This window comes from Streptomyces sp. SM10 (assembly GCF_002910915.1).
GTDB lineage: Bacteria > Actinomycetota > Actinomycetes > Streptomycetales > Streptomycetaceae > Streptomyces.
This window is the reverse complement of record NZ_NEUF01000126.1, coordinates 1-17392: the sequence shown is the minus strand read 5'-3', so window position 1 is coordinate 17392 and position 17392 is coordinate 1. Positions and strand designations below refer to the sequence as shown.

13 protein-coding genes and 1 pseudogene are annotated in these 17392 nt (G+C 71.0%); 6 read left to right on the top strand and 8 right to left on the bottom strand.

Features of this window, described 5'->3' with window-relative positions; genetic code table 11:
* Positions 1-101 precede the first annotated feature (101 nt).
* On the top strand, positions 102-1079 hold the full coding sequence (locus B9S57_RS19985; protein ID WP_103516923.1) for an acyl-ACP desaturase: 978 nt from the start codon (positions 102-104) through the stop codon (positions 1077-1079).
* Between the two features lie 146 nt (positions 1080-1225).
* A complete protein-coding gene (locus B9S57_RS19980; protein WP_103516922.1) occupies positions 1226-2116 on the top strand; it encodes a chitosanase in 891 nt (296 codons plus the stop codon).
* A 153-nt stretch (positions 2117-2269) separates the two neighbouring features.
* On the opposite strand, the gene gap is transcribed toward B9S57_RS19980, so the two are convergent.
* The 4 genes from gap to B9S57_RS19960 all read right to left on the bottom strand — a co-directional run bounded on the left by gap (position 2270) and on the right by B9S57_RS19960 (position 5617).
* A complete protein-coding gene (gap, locus tag B9S57_RS19975) occupies positions 2270-3265 on the bottom strand; it encodes a type I glyceraldehyde-3-phosphate dehydrogenase (RefSeq protein ID WP_103516921.1) in 996 nt (331 codons plus the stop codon).
* 102 nt (positions 3266-3367) lie between these two features.
* Entirely contained in the window at positions 3368-4327 is a 960-nt protein-coding gene (locus B9S57_RS19970; RefSeq protein WP_103516920.1) for a GlxA family transcriptional regulator, read from the bottom strand.
* 150 nt (positions 4328-4477) lie between these two features.
* Positions 4478-4720 (bottom strand): WhiB family transcriptional regulator, encoded by a 243-nt coding sequence (locus tag B9S57_RS19965; RefSeq protein WP_103516919.1) that lies wholly within the window; start codon positions 4718-4720, stop codon positions 4478-4480.
* 108 nt (positions 4721-4828) lie between these two features.
* Positions 4829-5617 (bottom strand): VOC family protein, encoded by a 789-nt coding sequence (locus tag B9S57_RS19960; protein WP_103516918.1) that lies wholly within the window; start codon positions 5615-5617, stop codon positions 4829-4831.
* A gap of 189 nt (positions 5618-5806) precedes the next feature.
* On the opposite strand from B9S57_RS19960, the gene B9S57_RS19955 reads away from it, so the two are divergent.
* The gene (locus B9S57_RS19955; protein WP_103516917.1) at positions 5807-7987 is read left to right on the top strand and encodes a DEAD/DEAH box helicase; all 2181 of its coding nucleotides are present in this window, start codon (positions 5807-5809) and stop codon (positions 7985-7987) included.
* A gap of 6 nt (positions 7988-7993) precedes the next feature.
* Here B9S57_RS19955 and B9S57_RS19950 read toward each other — a convergent pair whose 3' ends face one another.
* Entirely contained in the window at positions 7994-8983 is a 990-nt protein-coding gene (locus B9S57_RS19950; RefSeq protein WP_103516916.1) for a multicopper oxidase domain-containing protein, read from the bottom strand.
* 232 nt (positions 8984-9215) lie between these two features.
* Here B9S57_RS19950 and B9S57_RS19945 point away from each other — a divergent pair, with 232 nt between their 5' ends.
* Together B9S57_RS19945 and B9S57_RS19940 are read left to right on the top strand one after the other, a co-directional pair.
* A complete protein-coding gene (locus B9S57_RS19945; protein ID WP_258036471.1) occupies positions 9216-11714 on the top strand; it encodes a ThuA domain-containing protein in 2499 nt (832 codons plus the stop codon).
* Positions 11711-13951, top strand: a complete 2241-nt coding sequence (locus B9S57_RS19940; protein ID WP_103516914.1) for an OmpL47-type beta-barrel domain-containing protein — start codon at positions 11711-11713, stop codon at positions 13949-13951. Before B9S57_RS19945 ends, B9S57_RS19940 begins: the two co-directional genes overlap by 4 nt.
* 12 nt (positions 13952-13963) lie before the next feature.
* Here the strand turns inward: B9S57_RS19940 and B9S57_RS19935 are convergent, their stop codons facing one another.
* Positions 13964-15043, bottom strand: coding sequence for a hypothetical protein (locus tag B9S57_RS19935; protein ID WP_103516913.1), 1080 nt, complete (start codon positions 15041-15043; stop codon positions 13964-13966).
* Positions 15040-16050: a non-homologous end-joining DNA ligase gene (ligD, locus tag B9S57_RS19930; RefSeq protein WP_103516912.1), complete on the bottom strand. Its 1011-nt coding sequence runs from the start codon at positions 16048-16050 to the stop codon at positions 15040-15042. The genes B9S57_RS19935 and ligD overlap by 4 nt, the downstream gene beginning before the upstream one ends.
* A gap of 94 nt (positions 16051-16144) precedes the next feature.
* Between ligD and B9S57_RS19925 the strand changes: the two genes are divergently transcribed.
* A complete protein-coding gene (locus B9S57_RS19925; RefSeq protein WP_103516911.1) occupies positions 16145-17206 on the top strand; it encodes an ATP-dependent DNA ligase in 1062 nt (353 codons plus the stop codon).
* Between the two features lie 3 nt (positions 17207-17209).
* Here the strand turns inward: B9S57_RS19925 and B9S57_RS19920 are convergent.
* A pseudogene (locus B9S57_RS19920) lies at positions 17210-17392 on the bottom strand (hypothetical protein); the annotation flags it as partial.

The window sequence follows — 17392 nt, the reverse complement described above, 5'->3', positions numbered from 1 at the left end:
ACCGCGACGACTGGGCTTGGCTATGGCCTTACTGCCGCCTTAACCTACGGTCACGTAACCTACGAAGCCGTAGGTAATTCTCCCGTCCCCCAGGAGCCCCCGTGACGATCGCCTCTCCCCAACTCGGCAGTTCGAAGGCGTGGACAGACGCCCAGCTGCTGTACGCGCTGGAAGAGGTGGTGGAGAAGGAACTCAACCGCCATCTCAAGGTCGCCAAGGACTGGATGCCCCACGAGTACGTACCGTTCTCCGACGGCCGGAACTTCCCCGGCATCTTCGAGGACGGCGAGGCGTGGGAGACCGGCCAGTCCAAGGTCACCGACATCGGCCGGATCGCGCTCGTCGTGAACCTGCTGACCGAGGACAACCTCCCCAGCTACCACCACGAGATCGCCTCCCTCTTCGGACGCGACGGCGCCTGGGGCACCTGGGTGCACCGCTGGACCGCGGAGGAGGGCAGGCACGGCATCGTGATGCGTGACTACCTGCTCACCTCGCGCGCCGTGGACCCGGACAAGCTGGAGCAGTTCCGCATGGCGCACATGGCGGAGGGCTTCGAGTCCGACAACCGCCACTCCATGCTGCACTCGGTCGCGTACGTCGCCTTCCAGGAGCTGGCGACCCGCGTCTCGCACCGCAACACCGGCCATCAGTCGGGCGACCCCGTCTGCGACCGGATGCTGGCGCGGATCGCGACCGACGAGAACCTGCACATGGTCTTCTACCGCAACCTGCTCGGTGCGGCCTTCGACCTCGCCCCGGACCTCACGATGCAGTCCGTGCGGGACGTCGTCGTCAACTTCCGGATGCCCGGACACGGCATGCCGGGATTCGAGCGCGCCGCCGCGCAGATGGCGATCGGCGAGATCTACAACATGCGCATCCACCACGACGACGTGATCCAGCCCGTCCTGCGCTACCTGAAGGTCCTCGACATCGACGGGCTCGGCCCGGAGGGCCTCAAGGCACAGGAGGAGCTCGGGCTGTACATGAACGGCCTGGACAGCGAGGCGTCCAAGTTCGACGAGAAGCTGGCGGCGCGCAAGGCCCGCCTGGCAGCCCGGGCAGCCCAGGGCTGATCACCTCCCGATCCGCCCCGGCGGGGTCGGGATCCGCTCCCCGATCCGCCGGACAGTGGCGNCGCACGCCTCACGCGTGCGCCGCCACTCTCCGTTCGGTCTGACCCCACAGCTTCGCGGAACGTACTCTGTGCCGGGTGAAACCTGTGACACGTCTCGTTCTTTTCGGTGCGCCGATTGCCATCGCCGCTTCGATCTTGTTCAGCGGTGGTGATTCGGAGCCGCCCACGCTCACTCAGCAGGCGGCCGGCCCCGGGAAGACCGGCACGGCGAAGCCGGAAGCGGCCGAACAGGTCGAGGAGCGCGACGAGGAGATCGACGCGCTGCCGCCGGGTCTCGCCGCTCCCGCGATGAAGGAGACCGCGTCCCGGCTGGTGGCCAGCGCGGAGGCCTCCACCCTGGACTGGCGCAGCCAGTACGGGGCGATCGAGGACGTCGGCGACGGCGCCGGATACACCGCCGGGATCGTCGGTTTCTCGTCCGGTACGAACGACATGCTGCAGCTGGTGGAGTCCTACACCGAGGACGCCCCGGACAATCCGCTGGCCCCGTTCCTCCCCGCCCTGCGCGCGGTGGACGGCACCGACTCGCACGAGGGGCTCGATCCGGGCTTCACCGACGCCTGGCACCGCGCTGCGGAGGACCCCGCGTTCCGGGAGGCCCAGGACGCCACTCGCGACAGGCTCTACTTCGAGCCCGCGGTCCGGCTGGCGAAGCTGGACGGTCTCGGCACCCTGGGACAGTTCGTCTACTACGACGCGATGGTGCTGCACGGGCCGGGTGTCGAGGCGGACGGCTTCTACGGCATCCGCGACGCCGCGATGGCATCGGCGGACACGGCAGCGGAGGGCGGCGACGAGACCGCGTATCTGGAGACCTTCCTCGACGAGGGCCGGTCGGCGATCAGGGCCCGGAAGGTGCAGCGCGACACGACCCGCATAGACACCGAACAGCGGGTGTTCCTCCGCGAGGGCAATCTGGGGCTGACGAAGCCGCTGGTGTGGCAGGTGTACGGCGAGACCTTCCGCATCACATGACGGCAAGGCGTGACGGCACCACGTGACGTCAGCGCGTAACAGGAGGTTCGTCGCCGCAGGCCCGGTGGCCGGGCGCGCCTGCGGCGACGGCCCGCCCGGTCACCGGAGCGCGAGGGACGTCCTCCGGAGGTGGGGCCGCCCCGGCGCTTCCGGTCAGCCGGCGAGGAGTTCGAGCGTGTCGATGACACGGTTCGAGAAGCCCCACTCGTTGTCGTACCAGGCGACCACCTTGATGTGCCGGCCGTCGACGCGGGTGAGGGCCGAGTCGAAGATCGACGAGGCCGGACTGCCCGTGATGTCGGACGACACGAGCGCGTCGTTCGAGTATTCGAGGATGCCGGCGAGCGGCCCCTCCGCCGCCGCCCGGTACGCCGCCAGCACGTCCTCACGTGTCACGTCGCGGGCGACGGTCGTGTTGAGCTCGACGATCGAGCCCACCGGAACCGGCACACGGATCGAGTCGCCGGACAGCTTTCCTTCGAGGTTCGGCAGCACGAGGCCGATGGCCTTGGCGGCGCCCGTCGTGGTCGGCACGATGTTGACAGCCGCGGCGCGGGCGCGGCGGGCATCGCGGTGCGGACCGTCCTGCAGGTTCTGCTCCTGCGTGTAGGCGTGCACCGTCGTCATGAAGCCGTGCTCGATGCCGGCCAGTTCGTCGAGCACCGATGCCAGCGGCGCGAGCGCGTTGGTCGTGCACGAGGCGTTCGAGACGACCGTGTGCACCGCCGGGTCGTAGGCGCCGGTGTTGACGCCGAACGCGAGTGTGACGTCGGCACCGTCGGACGGCGCGCTGACGAGCACCTTCCTCGCCCCCGCGTCGAGGTGGGCGCGGGCGGCCTTGGCCGACGTGAAGCGGCCGGTCGCCTCGAGGACGATGTCGACGCCCAGCTCGGCCCACGGCAGCCGCGCCGGTTCGCGCTCGGCGAGCACGGCGATGCGACGGCCGTCGACGACGAGGGCGTCCCCGTCGGCGGTCACCGGGCGCCCGAGCCGGCCGGCGGTCGTGTCGTAGGCGAGCAGCCGGGCGAGCGTGGCGGGCTCCGTGAGGTCGTTGACGGCGACGACCGCGAGGGCGCTGTCGCGTTCGAGCAGTGCGCGCAGCACGTTGCGGCCGATGCGGCCGAATCCGTTGACGGCGATGCGAGTCATGAGTGGTGTCCCTTCAGATCGCCACCAGCCTCGCGCGCCGAGTCCGCCCGTGACAGCGGCGTGATCGCCACTGCTCGAAAGGATCGCGCCACGCCGTGCGGGCTACTCACCCCGTGCGAACGTGCGCCGGTACTCGCTCGGGGTGGTGCCGAGGATGCGCTGGAAATGCAGCCGCAGATTCGCCCCGGTGCCCAGACCGACGTCGCCGGCGATCTGCTCGACGCTCAGCTGCGAACGCTCGAGCAGCTCGCGGGCCAGGTCGATGCGCGCGCGCATGACCCACTGCATCGGCGTGTATCCCGTGTCGTCGGCGAAGCGGCGGGAGAACGTGCGGGGTGAGACCGCCGCGTGCCGGGCGAGCACGTCGAGGGTGAGGGGCTCGCCGAGCCGGTGCAGCGCCCACTCCCGGGTGGCGGCGAACCGCTCCCCCAGCGGCTCGGGCACGCTGCGCGGCACGTACTGTGCCTGACCGCCGCTGCGGTACGGAGCCGCGACCAGGCGTCTGGCCGCATGGTTGGACGCGGCGACCCCGAGGTCACCGCGGAGGATGTGCAGGCACAGGTCGATGCCGGAGGCCGCGCCGGCCGACGTCAGCACACTGCCCTCGTCGACGAACAGGACGTTCTCGTCGACCTGGGCGAGCGGATGCTTCGCCGCGAGGGCGCGCGTGTAGTGCCAGTGCGTCGTCGCGCGCCGGCCGTCGAGCAGCCCCGTGGCGGCGAGTGCGAAGGCGCCCGTCGAGATCGCGGCGAGACGCGCGCCCCGGTCGTGGGCGGCGATCAGCGCGTCGGTCACGGCCCGCGGCGGGTCGTCCCGGTCGGGGAACCGGTATCCCGGGATGAAGACGATGTCGGCCCGGGCAAGTGCGTCGAGCCCGTGGGCGACGTGGTAGGAGAGGCCGTCGCCGCCGGTCACGAGGCCCGGGGCCGCGCCGCACATCCGGACCTCGTACGGCATGCTGGCGCGCGTCGTGAACACCTGTGCGGGGATACCGACATCGAGCGGTTTCGCACCCTCCAGCACGAGGACGGCGACGCGATACAGGCCGGGGGCCACGGGCATCAGGGTACGCGGCGGCGCGGGAGCACGTTCCGGTACGGTCGATCCGCGTGCTCGGTCACCGGGAGAGGCTGCCCGGGGCGGGGACGCAGCTGCGCACGCCCGCCCTCCGCCGCGGCGGGCCCGCGGCCCGGCAGGTGTTCGCAGCTGAGGCTACCGGGCACCTCTGCGCATCCTCTCGCGCTCCTTCTCGGAGAGCCCGCCCCAGACTCCGAAGCGCTCGTCATGGGCGAGTGCGTACTCCAGGCAGGCGACCCGGCCCTCGCAGGCGTTGCACAGTTGCTTGGCCTCCCGGGTGGAGCTGCCCGGAGCCGGGAAGAAGAACTCGGGCCCGGCCTGCGCGCACAACGCGGTCTCCTGCCAGGCGAGCTCGTCGGTCATGGTGTTGGTCGGCATGAGGCACACGGTGCCCGGTCGCGATAAACAAGTGATCAACGACCGTTCAACAGCCGGGCCGTCAGGGGCTCCCGCGCTCCTGACCGGCCCTGTGTCCGCGTCCGCGCGCTACATCGGAGCCGGCTTGATGACGGCGAAAGCCGCTCCCGCGGGGTCGGTGAAGGTGGCGATCCGGCCGACCTCCGGCAGATCGGTGGCCTCCATGGTCACCCCGCCGCCCAGGCGCCGCACCGTCGCCTCCGTGGCGTCGGTGTCGTCCACGGCGAAGTACGGCAGCCAGTGCGGCCCCGCCGCCGCCTGGGCGGGCGCCCCGTCGACCGGGACGATGCCGCCGAAGGAGGAGTCGTCGCTCTCACCGTCGGCGGGACGGATGACCGTGTAGGAACCGCTGGGGTAGGCGATGTCCTCGGTCCGCCATCCGAAGACCGTGTGGAAGAACGCGGCCGCGGCCGGCACGTCAGGGGTGTACAGCTCGGACCAGATCAGCGCGCCCGGTTCCATGATCATGCCGAGGCCGGTGACCGTCCCGGGCTGCCATACGCCGAAGTACGCGCCGGCGCTGTCCGTGAAGCCGCCCATGCGCCCGTAGTCGAGCACGTCCATCGGGGGAAACGCCGCGGAACCGCCGGCCTGCTCGACCGTCCGGGCCGTGGCGTCGGCGTCGGGTGTCTGGAAGTACACCGACCACGCGGGCTTCCCCTGGTCCTCGGGCACGGTCATGACGCCTGCGACGGTCCTGCCCCGCAGCTGGTACATCCCGTAGCCGCCGGTCTCGGGGCCACCGGGCACCAACTCCCAGCCGAAGAGGCCGTCGTAGAACGTCGTGGCGGCGTCGATGTCGGGGGTGCCGAGGTCGATCCAGTTGGGGGCGCCGGTGACGAATGCGGGGTCGGGCATGGTGTGCTCCTTCAGCGAGTCCCGTTGTCTCGCTCGTCGTGTCGGACGGGGAGGTGACGCACTTCTCCGAGTCTTGCACCAGGCACTGACAACCGCAGTTCGCGCCGTGGCGTGCGGGCCGGGGCGCGGCGCGTGGGACGATGGGCCCGGTCGTGGCGGGGCCGCGGTGGCGGGGACAGAAGGACGTAGATGACTCAGGCCGGACCCACGGACGGGGCGCCCACGGGAAGAGCCGCACGTGAGCTGCTCGAGAACGCCCAGGCACTCGCCTCGGCCGCGCGGACCGTGCTGGAGGACCACCACGGCGCCGTCGAGACCGCGCGCACCGCGCTCACCCCCTTGCTGGACGCCCTGGTGGACCACGAGCTCGCCTCCATCCCCGTCTCCCGGCTCGCGGACGTGACGGAGGGCCGGCTACGGCTCGGCGCGCTGGAGCAGGCGGACTACGCGACGGTGGGCCGGGTCCACGGAGCCGGGCGCTACGAGCTCCGCCAGATCCCCGGAGTCGGTGCGCAGACGGCCGACCAGGCCCTGGCGGCCGCACGGCAGATCGCGCACGCGGTCCGGGACACGGTCGCCGTGCGGATAGACATGGACGCGTCGGACGCGGCCACGACCACACTGCTCGTCGCCCTCCACCGGCTGGTGGAGGGCGGGCCCGACGTGCGCCGGGCGGTCGACGCGGCCCGTCGTCTGGCCGAGGAGCTGGAACCGCTGCTCCTGGCCGCTGCGCCGGCGCGGAGCCGGCTGCGGATGCTGTTCACGGGGCGGACGGCCGGTGCCCGTGTCCAGGCCGCCGTCAGCTCCGTGCGGGCGGTGGCGCGGGACGCGGCGGTGCGGGATCTCCGGACCCTGTTCGGGCAGGTGTCCGTCGACCTGCTGCGGGGCCCCGCCTCGGAGGCGGAGGCCTGGGTCGACTTCGAGCTGCGCTCCGCGGAGTACTACGGCCTGCTCGCCGAGCTGTCCGGCAGCGGACCCGACCGGGACGCGGCCGAGGGGTTCCTGCCCTCCGGGATCGCCGACCGGGTCCGTGGGCTGCGGCTCGACGACACGTGCCTGCGGGTCTCGCTGCGCGGCTACCAGTCCTTCGGAGCGCGCTTCGCGCTGGCCCAGAAGCGGGTGATCCTCGGGGACGAGATGGGACTCGGCAAGACCGTGCAGGCCATCGCCGCGCTGGCCCACCTCGCAGCGGGGGGCGAGACCCACTTCCTGGTGGTGTGTCCGGCGAGCGTCCTCATCAACTGGCGGCGGGAGGTCGCCGCCCGTTCCGTCCTGCGGGCCGTTCCGGTGCACGGTCCGGAGCGGCTGGAGGCCTTCGGCGAGTGGCGCGAGCGGGGCGGGGTCGCCCTGACCACCTTCGACGCCCTGGCCACCCTGCCGGACGGGCCCGGGTCGGGCGTGAGGCCCGGCATGGTGGTGGTGGACGAGGCCCACTTCGTGAAGAACCCCACGACCCGGCGCTCCCGGGCCGTGGGCGGCTGGACGGGGAACACGGAACGGGTGCTGTTCCTGACCGGCACACCGATGGAGAACCGGGTCGAGGAGTTCCGAAGCCTCGTGCGGCAGCTGCGGCCCGAGCTGGCCCCGCTCGTCACCTCCACGCACGGCGTCGCCGGCTCGCACGCGTTCCGCAGGGCCGTCGCCCCCGCCTATCTGCGCCGCAACCAGGCCGACGTCCTGGGCGAACTCCCGGCGCTGGTACAGGCCGACGAGTGGGAGGAGTTCTCCCCCGCCGATCTGGAGGCCTACCGCGAGGCGGTCGGCTCGGGGCACTTCATGCGGATGCGCCGGGCCGCGTACGCCCGGCCGGAGACGTCGGCGAAGCTGATCCGGCTGCGCGAGCTCGTCGCGGAGGCCGAGGGCAACGGACTCAAGGTCGTCGTCTTCTCCTACTTCCGTGAGGTCCTGCGGACCGTGCAGGACGCCTTGGGCGAGGGGGTGTTCGGCCCCGTCTCCGGCCGGCTCCCGGCCGCCCGCCGGCAGGAGCTCGTGGACTCCTTCGGCGCGGTGGACGGGCACGCGGTGCTGCTCAGCCAGATACAGGCCGGGGGCGTCGGTCTCAACATCCAGGCGGCATCGGTCGTCATCCTGTGCGAGCCGCAGATCAAGCCGACGATGGAGCACCAGGCGGTGGCCCGCGCGCACCGCATGGGGCAGATACGGAGCGTGCAGGTCCACCGGCTCCTCGCGGCGGACAGCGTGGACCAGCGGATGCTGGAGATCCTGGCGCGCAAGGACCGGCTCTTCGACGCCTACGCGCGCCGCAGCGACGTCGCCGAGGCGACGCCGGACGCCGTCGACGTGTCGGACGGCGCCCTCGCCCGGCGCATCGTCGAGGAGGAGCAACGGCGTCTCCGGGCCGGGGTGTGACCGCCCTCAGTGCTCGTGGGTCTCCGCCGCGCCCGCCACGTGGTGCGGCGGGTCGTACCCCGGGACGGTGCCGTCCGCCTTGGCGACGAGCAGCAGGCCCGCCATCCCCATGTCGGAGTGGCTCTGGACGTGGCAGTGGTACATCCAGGCGCCGGCTCCCACGTGTTCGCCCGCGATGATCTGGAAGCCGAAGGATTCGGCGGGTCCGCAGATCTTCGTGTCGACCACGCGGCTGGGGTCGTCGGGGCCGGTGAGCAGGCCCGTCCTGTTGTCCGCCCAGCGGTGCCCGTGGATGTGGAACGTGTGGTAGTACTCACCGTGCGTGATCATGACGACCTCGACCCGGTCGCCCACCGTGGCCTCGAAGTCGGGGCTCTCGTGCGCCGCCTTGTTGTTGATCGTCATGTCGTTGAAGACGATCGTGATCGTCTTGTCGGGCAGGACGTCGCCCTTGCGGCGCACGACGAGCGGCCCGTACAGGCCCTTGCGGATGCCGCCTGTGCCGTGGTCCGTGCCGACGACGTGGTCGTGGTAGTGCCAGTAGCCCGCGCTGCCCGCCTGCCAGGTGCCGTCCTTGCGACGCCCCGGGGCATGGGTGCGCCAGGTGTACGTGCGGGTGCCGCCGGGTTCGACGTGGCTGCGGTTCATCCGGGTGCCGTCGCTCGCGATGTCGTAGTCGACGCCGTGGACATGGAGGCTGGCGTCGACGTCCGTGGTGTTCTCGAATTCGATGTGCAGCGTGTCGCCCTCGGTGATCTCGATGAGCGGCCCGGGTACCGACGCCTTTCCCTTCTCGAAGCCGTAGCCCATCGAGCCGTCGGCCAATGTCTCGGCGTACAGCTTGAGATGGCGGACGACTCCTCCCGCGGGGGCCGTCTTCACGGGGTTCTCCGCGGAGGTGGCCTGCACCGCTCCCAGTGACATCGATGTCACGCCGGTCACCGCCGCCACTGACCCGCCGACCAGCATCCGGCGGCTGAAGGTCCTTCGGTCCATGTCGAACTCCCCACTGCGAGAAGGAAACTGACGCGCTGCTCCCCTGGACGGCCCACACCGTAGCCGGGGCCTCCGCGTTTATCCACACTCAGGACAAAGTTCGTTCGATTGCTGCCGTACCTATTGGCGAGTCACGAAAAGAGGTCTAGCTTCGTGCGCTGTCGACGTGACCACAGAGGTGCGATGACGAGAGAAGTGACCGGAGAAGTGACCCAGAGGGGTGGGTGACCACATGCAGCGCACACCACATCACAGGTCCAGATCGCGCCGCGGCATCGCGGCGGCCGTGGCGGTCGGCGGCCTGACCGCGTCCCTGCTCGGGGGCAACGCGGCCACCGCGAGCCCTTATCCGGATCCGGGGCTGAAGGAACGGATCGCGACAACGTTGTCCCTGCCCACGCCGCCCGGCGGGGCCGACGTCAAGGTGCTGGTCTTCCACGCCTCGGCGGGCGAGGAGTCGCCGACCGTCGACGCGGGCATCGCCGCCGTCGAGAAGATCGGGCTCAGCGGCCCGGAGGCCGGGCGGTTCAAGACCGTGGCCACCGACGACGCCGGTGTCTTCACCAACGGCAGGAAGCTCGGCAGGTACAACGCCGTCGTCTTCCTGACCGGCGGCGGTGACGTGCTCGACCCGGAGCAGGAAGCGGGCCTGGAGGCCTACATGGAGGCCGGCGGCGGCTTCCTCGGCATCCACGACGCCGCGCGCACCGAGCCGTACTCCGACTGGTTCACCGGCCTGGTCGGCGCCCGCCCCGCGGCGGACAGCCCGACGGCCGTCCAGCGCGCGACGGTGGAGATCGGCGACCGGCAGCACCCGGCGACGAAGAACCTCCCGCTGGAGTGGAAGCACCCGGACAAGTGGCTCAACTGGAAGGACAATCCGTCCGGCGACGTGCACACCGTGGCACGGGTCCGCGAGATCACCTACTCCCCCGGCGCGAGTGCCAACGGCTGGGACCACCCGGTCTCCTGGTGCCGTGACTACGACGGCGGGCGGTCCTTCTACACCGCCATGGGCGGTACGGCCGCGAGCTTCGCGGAGACCGACTTCCGCGACCACCTGCGCGGCGCGCTGGCCTGGACGAGCCGCATCTCGCAGGCCGACTGCAAGGCCACGATCGACTCCAACTACACGGCGGAGCGGCTCACCCAGCCCAACCAGCCCGGACAGAACGACCAGATAGGCGAACCGCACGGCCTGGTCACGGCGGAGGACGGCCGCGTCTTCTACATCGGGCGCGGCGGCGCGGACAGCAGCGTGCCGGTGGTCACCGACTGGAACGATCCGGACGTCGGCAAGGGCGAGGGCGAGATCCACGTCTACGACCCCGCGACCAAGAAGGTCACCCTCGCCGGCAAGCTGAGCGTCTTCGGCAACAAGGGCGGCGGCGACGAGCTGGTCAAGGTGGAGGAGGGGCTGCTCGGGATCGAGCTGGACCCGGACTTCGCGACCAACGGCTGGGTGTATCTGCACTACACCCCGCACGCGAAGATCGACCGCGACAAGCAGATGGCGGTGCGCCAGGTCTCACGCTTCACCTTCGACCACGCCACGAACAAGCTGGATCTGGCGTCCGAGAAGGTGCTGCTCCACTGGCCGGTCCAGATCCACAGCTGCTGCCACGCGGGCGGCGGCATGGCCTGGGACTCGAAGGGCAACCTGTACGTCGCCACGGGTGACAACAACTCCTCGGGCTTCAGCGACGGATACTCGGGCAACAACCCGGAGCCGGACTACAAGGGCGTCTCCTTCGCCGACGCCCGCCGCACCGCGGGCAACACCAACAACCTCAACGGCAAGATCCTCCGGATCCACCCCGAGGACGACGGCACCTACACCCTGCCGTCCGGCAACCTCTTCACCGGCGAGGAGCCGGACGAGGGCGGCGGCAAGACCCGCGGCGAGATCTACGTGATGGGTGTCCGCAACCCGGCACGCATCTCCGTCGACACGTCGACGGACACCCTGTACGCGGGCTGGGTCGGCCCCGACGCCGGTGAGCCGAGCACGACCTGGGGTCCCGCGAAGTACGACACGTTCGCCGCGATCACCAAGGCCGGCAACCACGGCTGGCCGTACTGCATGGGCAACAAGCAGCCCTATCGGGACCGCAACCTGCCCGACCCGTCGAAGCCGCTGGACTGGTACGACTGCGACGCGCCGAGGAACGAGTCGCCGAACAACGACGGCCTGGTCAAGCTGCCGCCGGTGACCGGCAACACCATCTGGTACTCCCCGCAGGGCGGCGGTGTCGACTACCCGCGCGACGCCGACGGCATCCCGAGCTACAAGGTGGAGGACCAGAAGGAGCTGCTGCCGTGGCTCAAGGGCGGCGGCCAGGCCACGATGAACGGCCCCGTCTACCGCTACGACGCGGCGAGCACGAGCGAGGCCAAGTGGCCGGCGTACTGGGACGGCAAGTGGTTCGTCGGTGACTTCTACGACGGCACCCAGCCGCGCCACGCCGTACTGACCGACCCGAAGACGGTCGGCAAGGGCGGTCTGCCCACGCACGCCGAGTCCCTGAAGAAGATCATCCCGGTCGGGGCGGACGGCATCCGCAACCTCATGGACTGGAAGTTCGCCCCGGACGGTTCGCTCTACGTCCTGGACTACGGACGCGGCTTCTTCACCTCCGACTCCAAGTCCGCGCTGTGGCGCGTGACGTACGAGGGCGGCGGTCCGACCCCGGCCGCCGCAGACCTGGCCAGGAAGGCGGCAGCGCAGTGAGACACCCTTCACTCCTCGCGCGACGGCGGTACGGGCCCGCCCGGTGGTGGCTGGCCCTGCTCGGTTCGTTCCTCATGGTCCTCGGGCTGGCGTCGACCGCCGCCTACGGCCGCGACGACGACCGTGCGGCGGCAGCCGCCGACCAGGTGCTCACCTGGACCGCGGGCGACCCCATCGACCACTACCTGACGGCGCCCAGGACGGCGGTGGCCGGCGCAGCGACCATCGTCTTCGAGAACAGCGCGGCCACCGGCAACACCTCGGGCATGCCGCACACGCTGACGTTCAGCGTGTCGGACCCGGAGTTCAACAGCGACGTCCCGGTCAACATCCTGGCCAACCCCAGTGACAGCGAGGGTGGCAAGCACAGCGTCGAGGTCACCCTCACGCCTGGCCGGTACTTCTACCACTGCACGATTCCCGGCCACGGCTCGATGCAGGGCATCCTCACGGTGACCGAGGACGGCGGCGGTGGCGAGGACACCACCGCTCCCGAGACCTCGGCGACCGTGGACGGCGACAAGAACGCCGACGGCGCGTACATCGGCCAGGCGACCGTCACCGTGGCGGCCACCGACGCCGGTTCGGGTGTGGACACGGTCGAGTACGCCGTCGGCGCGGACGGCGCCTGGCAGCCGTACACCACGCCCGTCGTGGTGAACGAGGTGGGGACCCACACCGTCCGCTACCGCGCCACCGACAAGTCGGGCAACGCGGCGGCCGAGAAGTCGGTCGACTTCGCTGTCGCAGCGCCTCCGACCGACGACGAGACCCCGCCGGAGACCTCGGCGACGGTGTCGGGCGAGAAGGACGACGCGGGCGCCTACCTGGGCATGGCGACGGTCACGGTGACCGCGTCGGACACCGGGTCGGGCGTCAACACCATCGAGTACGCGATCGGGGCGGACGGCGCCTGGACGGCGTACACCGCACCCGTGATGGTGCACGAGGTCGGGACGCACACCGTCCGCTACCGCGCCACCGACAGGTCGGGCAACGCGGCGCCCGAGAAGTCCGTCGACTTCACCGTCGTCGAACCGCCGTCCCAGGACAAGACGCCGCCGGAGACCTCCGTGGTCGTGGCGGGCGACAAGAACTCGGACGGCGCGTTCATCACCAGCGCCGAGGCCACGGTCAAGGCGACCGACGCCGATTCGGGCGTGGAGAAGGTCGAGTACTCCCTGGACGGCGGGCCGTACCTGGCCTACTCCTCCCCCGTCATCGTCGACCGCGTCGGCCGCCACACGCTCGCCCACCGGGCGACGGACAAGGCGGGCAACACCTCCGAGGCGAAGCAGTCCTCGTTCACCATCGCGGAGAGCGGCGGTGTGCCGGCGCCCAACTGCCCGGAGTACGACGTACGGCTCACGGTGATCGTCGGCACCGTCGACACGGGGATTCCCAACCGGCTCACCGGCAACCGCTGCACGATCAACGAGCTCATCGAGGACGAGAAGGACTGGTCCTCCCACGCGCTCTTCCTCAAGCACGTCGACGAGGTCCTGGACAAGCTGCTCGCCGACGGGGTCGTCGACGCCCGTGAGCACAAGAAGATCTACAGGGCCGCCAAGCAGTCCGGCATCGGCACGCCGGGCCAGGACGAGGGCTACCGCAAGCTCTTCGACGGCACCGCCGCCTCGCTCGCCAAGTGGGAGCAGGTCGGCGGCGGGAAGTTCGGGCTGAACACGGAGGACGGCTCGATCACCAGCTCCACCACCGTGGACGGCATGGGGATGCTGTGGTTCCCTGCCCGGCAGTACGGGGACTTCTCGCTGAAGCTCCAGTGGCGGGACGACGCCCCCGGCGCGGGCAACGCCAACGGCGGGGTCTTCGTCCGCTTCCCGAACGTCCACGACCACCCGGAGGAGTCCCGTCCGGAGTGGGTCGCCATCGACTACGGCCATGAGATCCAGGTCAACGACCGGCCCGACGGCGACATGTACAAGACCGGTTCGCTGTACGGCTTCGACCGGGTCGGTCTCGGCGGCGCCGGGGTCACCCCCAAGGGCACCTGGAACGACTACGAGATCAAGGTGGTGGACCAGCACTACGCGGTCTACCGCAACGGTGTCCTGATCAACGAGTTCGACAACACCGGCGGTCAGCTCTTCGAGCCGCCGCGTGACGGCGACCCGGGCACCGACGGCCGGCGGTACGCCTCCGGCTACATCGGGCTCCAGGTCCACAGCACCACGGACGTGATCTCCTACCGCGACATCCGCATCAAGGAGTTGTAGGGCGGGACACGCTCAGGAGGCCGTGGCCGCATGCTGGGGCATGTGACCGCGGCCTCCTGGGTGCCGGTGGCGCCACACCCAGAAGACCGTGCAGGAGACCAGCGCCCAGGCCGTCAGCACCAGGAACGGGAAGGCGTACTGGTGACCCTGGTAGTAGACCGCCGTGTGCTGGGCGTTGACCGAGGCGCCGGGCGGCAGCCAGCGCCCGATGTGCCCGAGCGCCGAGGGGAGCAGCGGCCAGGACACCGCGCCGCCGGACGACGGATTGCCCAGCAGCACCATGAGCCCCCACGTGGGCAGCATGGCCCAGCGCCCCATGATGGTGTTGAACATGGTGAAGACCATGCCCGAGGCGAACATCGTGAACGCCAGGATCAGCCAGGACTCGACGAACGGCAGATCCAGCGCGCCGATCAGCCAGTCCACGACGGCGGCGATCGCGAAGCCGCCGAGCAGCGCGTAGGCGAGGGTGAAGCCGATCCGTTCGAGCGGGTCGAGCGCGCGGGCGTGCACGCTCAGCTGGATGGCTCCGACGAAGCCGATGATGACGGCGGCCAGCGAGATGTAGAACAGCGCCAGCCCGCGCGGGTCGCCCCGCTGGAGCGGCTTGACGTCCGTGATCGTCACCGGAATCCCGGTGGCCTTCGCGACCTTCGCCCCGGTCTCGGCGAGCAGCTGGGCGACCGTGGCCCCGCCGGCCCCGGCGATGTCCATGGCCACCCCGCTCTTCCCCGGCCTCACGGTCACGAAGACCTTCTGCTCCTCCATGGCCTGGCGAGCGGCGCCCCGGGTGGCGTACGGGTGCAGCCGGAGCGAGGCGTCGAGGGCCTTCTCCATCCCCGCGATGAACTCCTCGCCCCGGTCCCCGACCCCGCTGACCACGGCGGCCGGGATCCGGCGCGGCGTCGGGTCCGCCATCGTGTACGTGTACGAGCCGGCGAAGAGCCCTGCCGCCGCGGCGAGGATGAAGACCAGCACGAAGGCGGGGACGTGCGGCGACTGCTTGTACGAGGCCCACTTCTCGGCCCGCGTCGGGGGCCTGCCGTGCGCGCCGTGCACGGGGGGCTCCGTCGTCCCGTCGGCGTCGCTCACGCGCCGTCGCCGTCGTCGTGCCGGGCGCGGCTGGGCTGCACGCGCTTGGGCTCCCCCGGCATCTTGGGGTACTCCGGCGGGTAGGGCAGGTCGCCGAGCTCGTGTTCGTGCTCGTCCCGCCGCGCCAGTTCCAGCAGCTGGTCGAGGCGGAAGGCGTGGTCGTCCATGTCGGCGTGCAGGTCGCCCACCTCGGCGTACCGCTCGGGCATGGTCCTCAGGTCGAAGTCGCGGGGCTCCGCCTCGTCGATCTCGTCCCAGCGCAGCGGGGCGGAGACCGGGGCGTGCGGGAAGGGGCGCACGGAGTAGGCGGAGGCGATGGTGCGGTCGCGGGCCGTCTGGTTGTAGTCGACGAAGATCCGCTCGCCCCGCTCCTCCTTCCACCACGCGGTGGTCACCCGGTCCGGCATCCTGCGCTCCAGCTCGCGCCCCACCGCGATGGCGCAGCGTCTGACCTGGGTGAAGGTCCACTCCGGGACGATCGGCACGAAGACGTGGATGCCGCGCCCGCCGGAGGTCTTGGGCCAGCCTCGCAGTCCGTGGTCCTCCAGCACCGCACGCAGTTCGTGGGCCGCCCTCACCGCATCGGCGTAGTCGGTGCCGGGCTGCGGGTCGAGGTCGATGCGCAGCTCGTCGGGGTGGTCGGTGTCGGCCCTGCGCACCGGCCAGGGATGGAAGGTCAGGGTGCCGAGATTGGCCGCCCAGAGTACGGCGCCCAGCTCGGTGGGGCACATCTCGTCGGCGTGGCGGCCGCTGGGGAATTCGATACGTGCCGTGGGGGTCCAGCCGGGGAGGTTCTTCGGCGCCCGCTTCTGGTAGAAGAAGTCGCCCTCGACGCCGTCGACGAAGCGCTGGAGGGTGGTGGGCCGCTCGCGCAGGGCGCGGAGGATCCCGGGCCCCACGGCCCGGAAGTAGTCGGCCACGTCCCTCTTGGTGTAGCCCTTCTCCGGGAAGTACACCTTGTCCGGGTTGGACAGACGCACGGCCCGTCCGTCCACGTCCAGCTCCACCGCTGCTCCTGCTCCCATGTCGGACACCGTAGGCCGGGCCCACATCTGCCGCATTCCGGAGGACGTGTGCCGGAGGCCGGGCGAGAATCGGGCCATGGACCTGCCGGTGATGCCGCCTGTGAAACCGATGCTCGCCAAGTCCGTCTCCGCGATTCCGCCCGGCATGCAGTACGAGGCGAAGTGGGACGGATTCCGGGCGATCGTGCACCGGGACGGCGACGAGGTGGTGATCGGCAGCCGGACGGGCAAGCCGCTCACCCGGTACTTCCCCGAGGTGGTCGCCGCCGTCCGGGAGAGTCTCCCGCCGCGCTGCGTGGTCGACGGCGAGATCGTCCTGCCGTACGAGGGCCGGCTCGACTTCGACCGGCTGAGCGAACGCATCCATCCGGCCGACTCCCGGGTCCGGATGCTCGCCGAGCGGACCCCGGCGGGTTTCGTCGCCTTCGACATCCTCGCCCTGGACGACACCTCCCTGCTGCCGACCGTGCAGAGCGAACGGCGGACGGTCCTGGAGGGTGCGCTGGCCGGCGTCTCGGCCCCCGTCCACCTCGCCCCGTCCACCACTGATCCGGCCCTCGCCCTGGAGTGGTTCGAGCGGTACGAGGGCGCGGGACTCGACGGCGTGGTCGCCAAGCCGCTCGACCTGCCCTACCGCCCGGACGTGCGCTCCATGTACAAGATCAAGCACGAGCGGACGGCCGACTGCGTGGTGGCGGGGTACCGCTTCCACAAGAGCGGGCCCGTCGTCGGCTCGCTGCTGCTCGGCCTGTACGACGCCGAGGGCGCCCTGCAGCATGTGGGCGTGTGCGCGGCCTTCACCATGAAGCGGCGTGCCGAACTCCTGGAGGAGCTGGATCCGTTGCGTGTCGAGCCCGCCGATCACCCCTGGGCGGCCTGGGCGGACGCGGCGGCGCACGAGGGGTCACGGCTGCCCGGGGCGCCGAGCCGCTGGTCGGGCAAGAAGGACATGTCCTGGGTGGCCCTCGCGCCGGAGCGGGTGTGCGAGGTGGCGTACGACCACATGGAGGGTGACCGCTTCCGGCACACGACCCAGTTCCGGCGGTGGAGGCCGGACCGCGCCCCCTCCGGCTGCACGTACGCGCAGCTGGAGGAAGTGGTGCGGTACGACCTCTCCGAGGTGCTCGGCGCCGGCTGACCGTCAGGCGGTGGGTGTGGCACAGGGCTCGCCGGAGGGCGCGTCGGTGGAAGCCGCCGGATCGGGCTCCGCCGAGGGGGTGGGGCAGCCGGGGGCGGTGGTGCCGGGATCCGGGTCGGGGGTCGTGGTCGGGTCGGGGGTCGTGGTCGGGTGCGGTGTCGGGTCGGGCGTGGTGGTCGGGTCCGG

Coding starts and splice junctions, on each gene's coding strand:
- gap (WP_103516921.1), bottom strand. CDS start 3,265: ATGACTCGCATCGCCGTCAACGGATTCGGCCGCATCGGCCGCAACGTG.
- B9S57_RS19970 (WP_103516920.1), bottom strand. CDS start 4,327: ATGCCCGTGGCCCCCGGCCTGTATCGCGTCGCCGTCCTCGTGCTGGAG.
- B9S57_RS19965 (WP_103516919.1), bottom strand. CDS start 4,720: ATGCCGACCAACACCATGACCGACGAGCTCGCCTGGCAGGAGACCGCG.
- B9S57_RS19960 (WP_103516918.1), bottom strand. CDS start 5,617: ATGCCCGACCCCGCATTCGTCACCGGCGCCCCCAACTGGATCGACCTC.
- B9S57_RS19955 (WP_103516917.1), top strand. CDS start 5,807: ATGACTCAGGCCGGACCCACGGACGGGGCGCCCACGGGAAGAGCCGCA.
- B9S57_RS19950 (WP_103516916.1), bottom strand. CDS start 8,983: ATGGACCGAAGGACCTTCAGCCGCCGGATGCTGGTCGGCGGGTCAGTG.
- B9S57_RS19945 (WP_258036471.1), top strand. CDS start 9,216: ATGCAGCGCACACCACATCACAGGTCCAGATCGCGCCGCGGCATCGCG.
- B9S57_RS19925 (WP_103516911.1), top strand. CDS start 16,145: ATGGACCTGCCGGTGATGCCGCCTGTGAAACCGATGCTCGCCAAGTCC.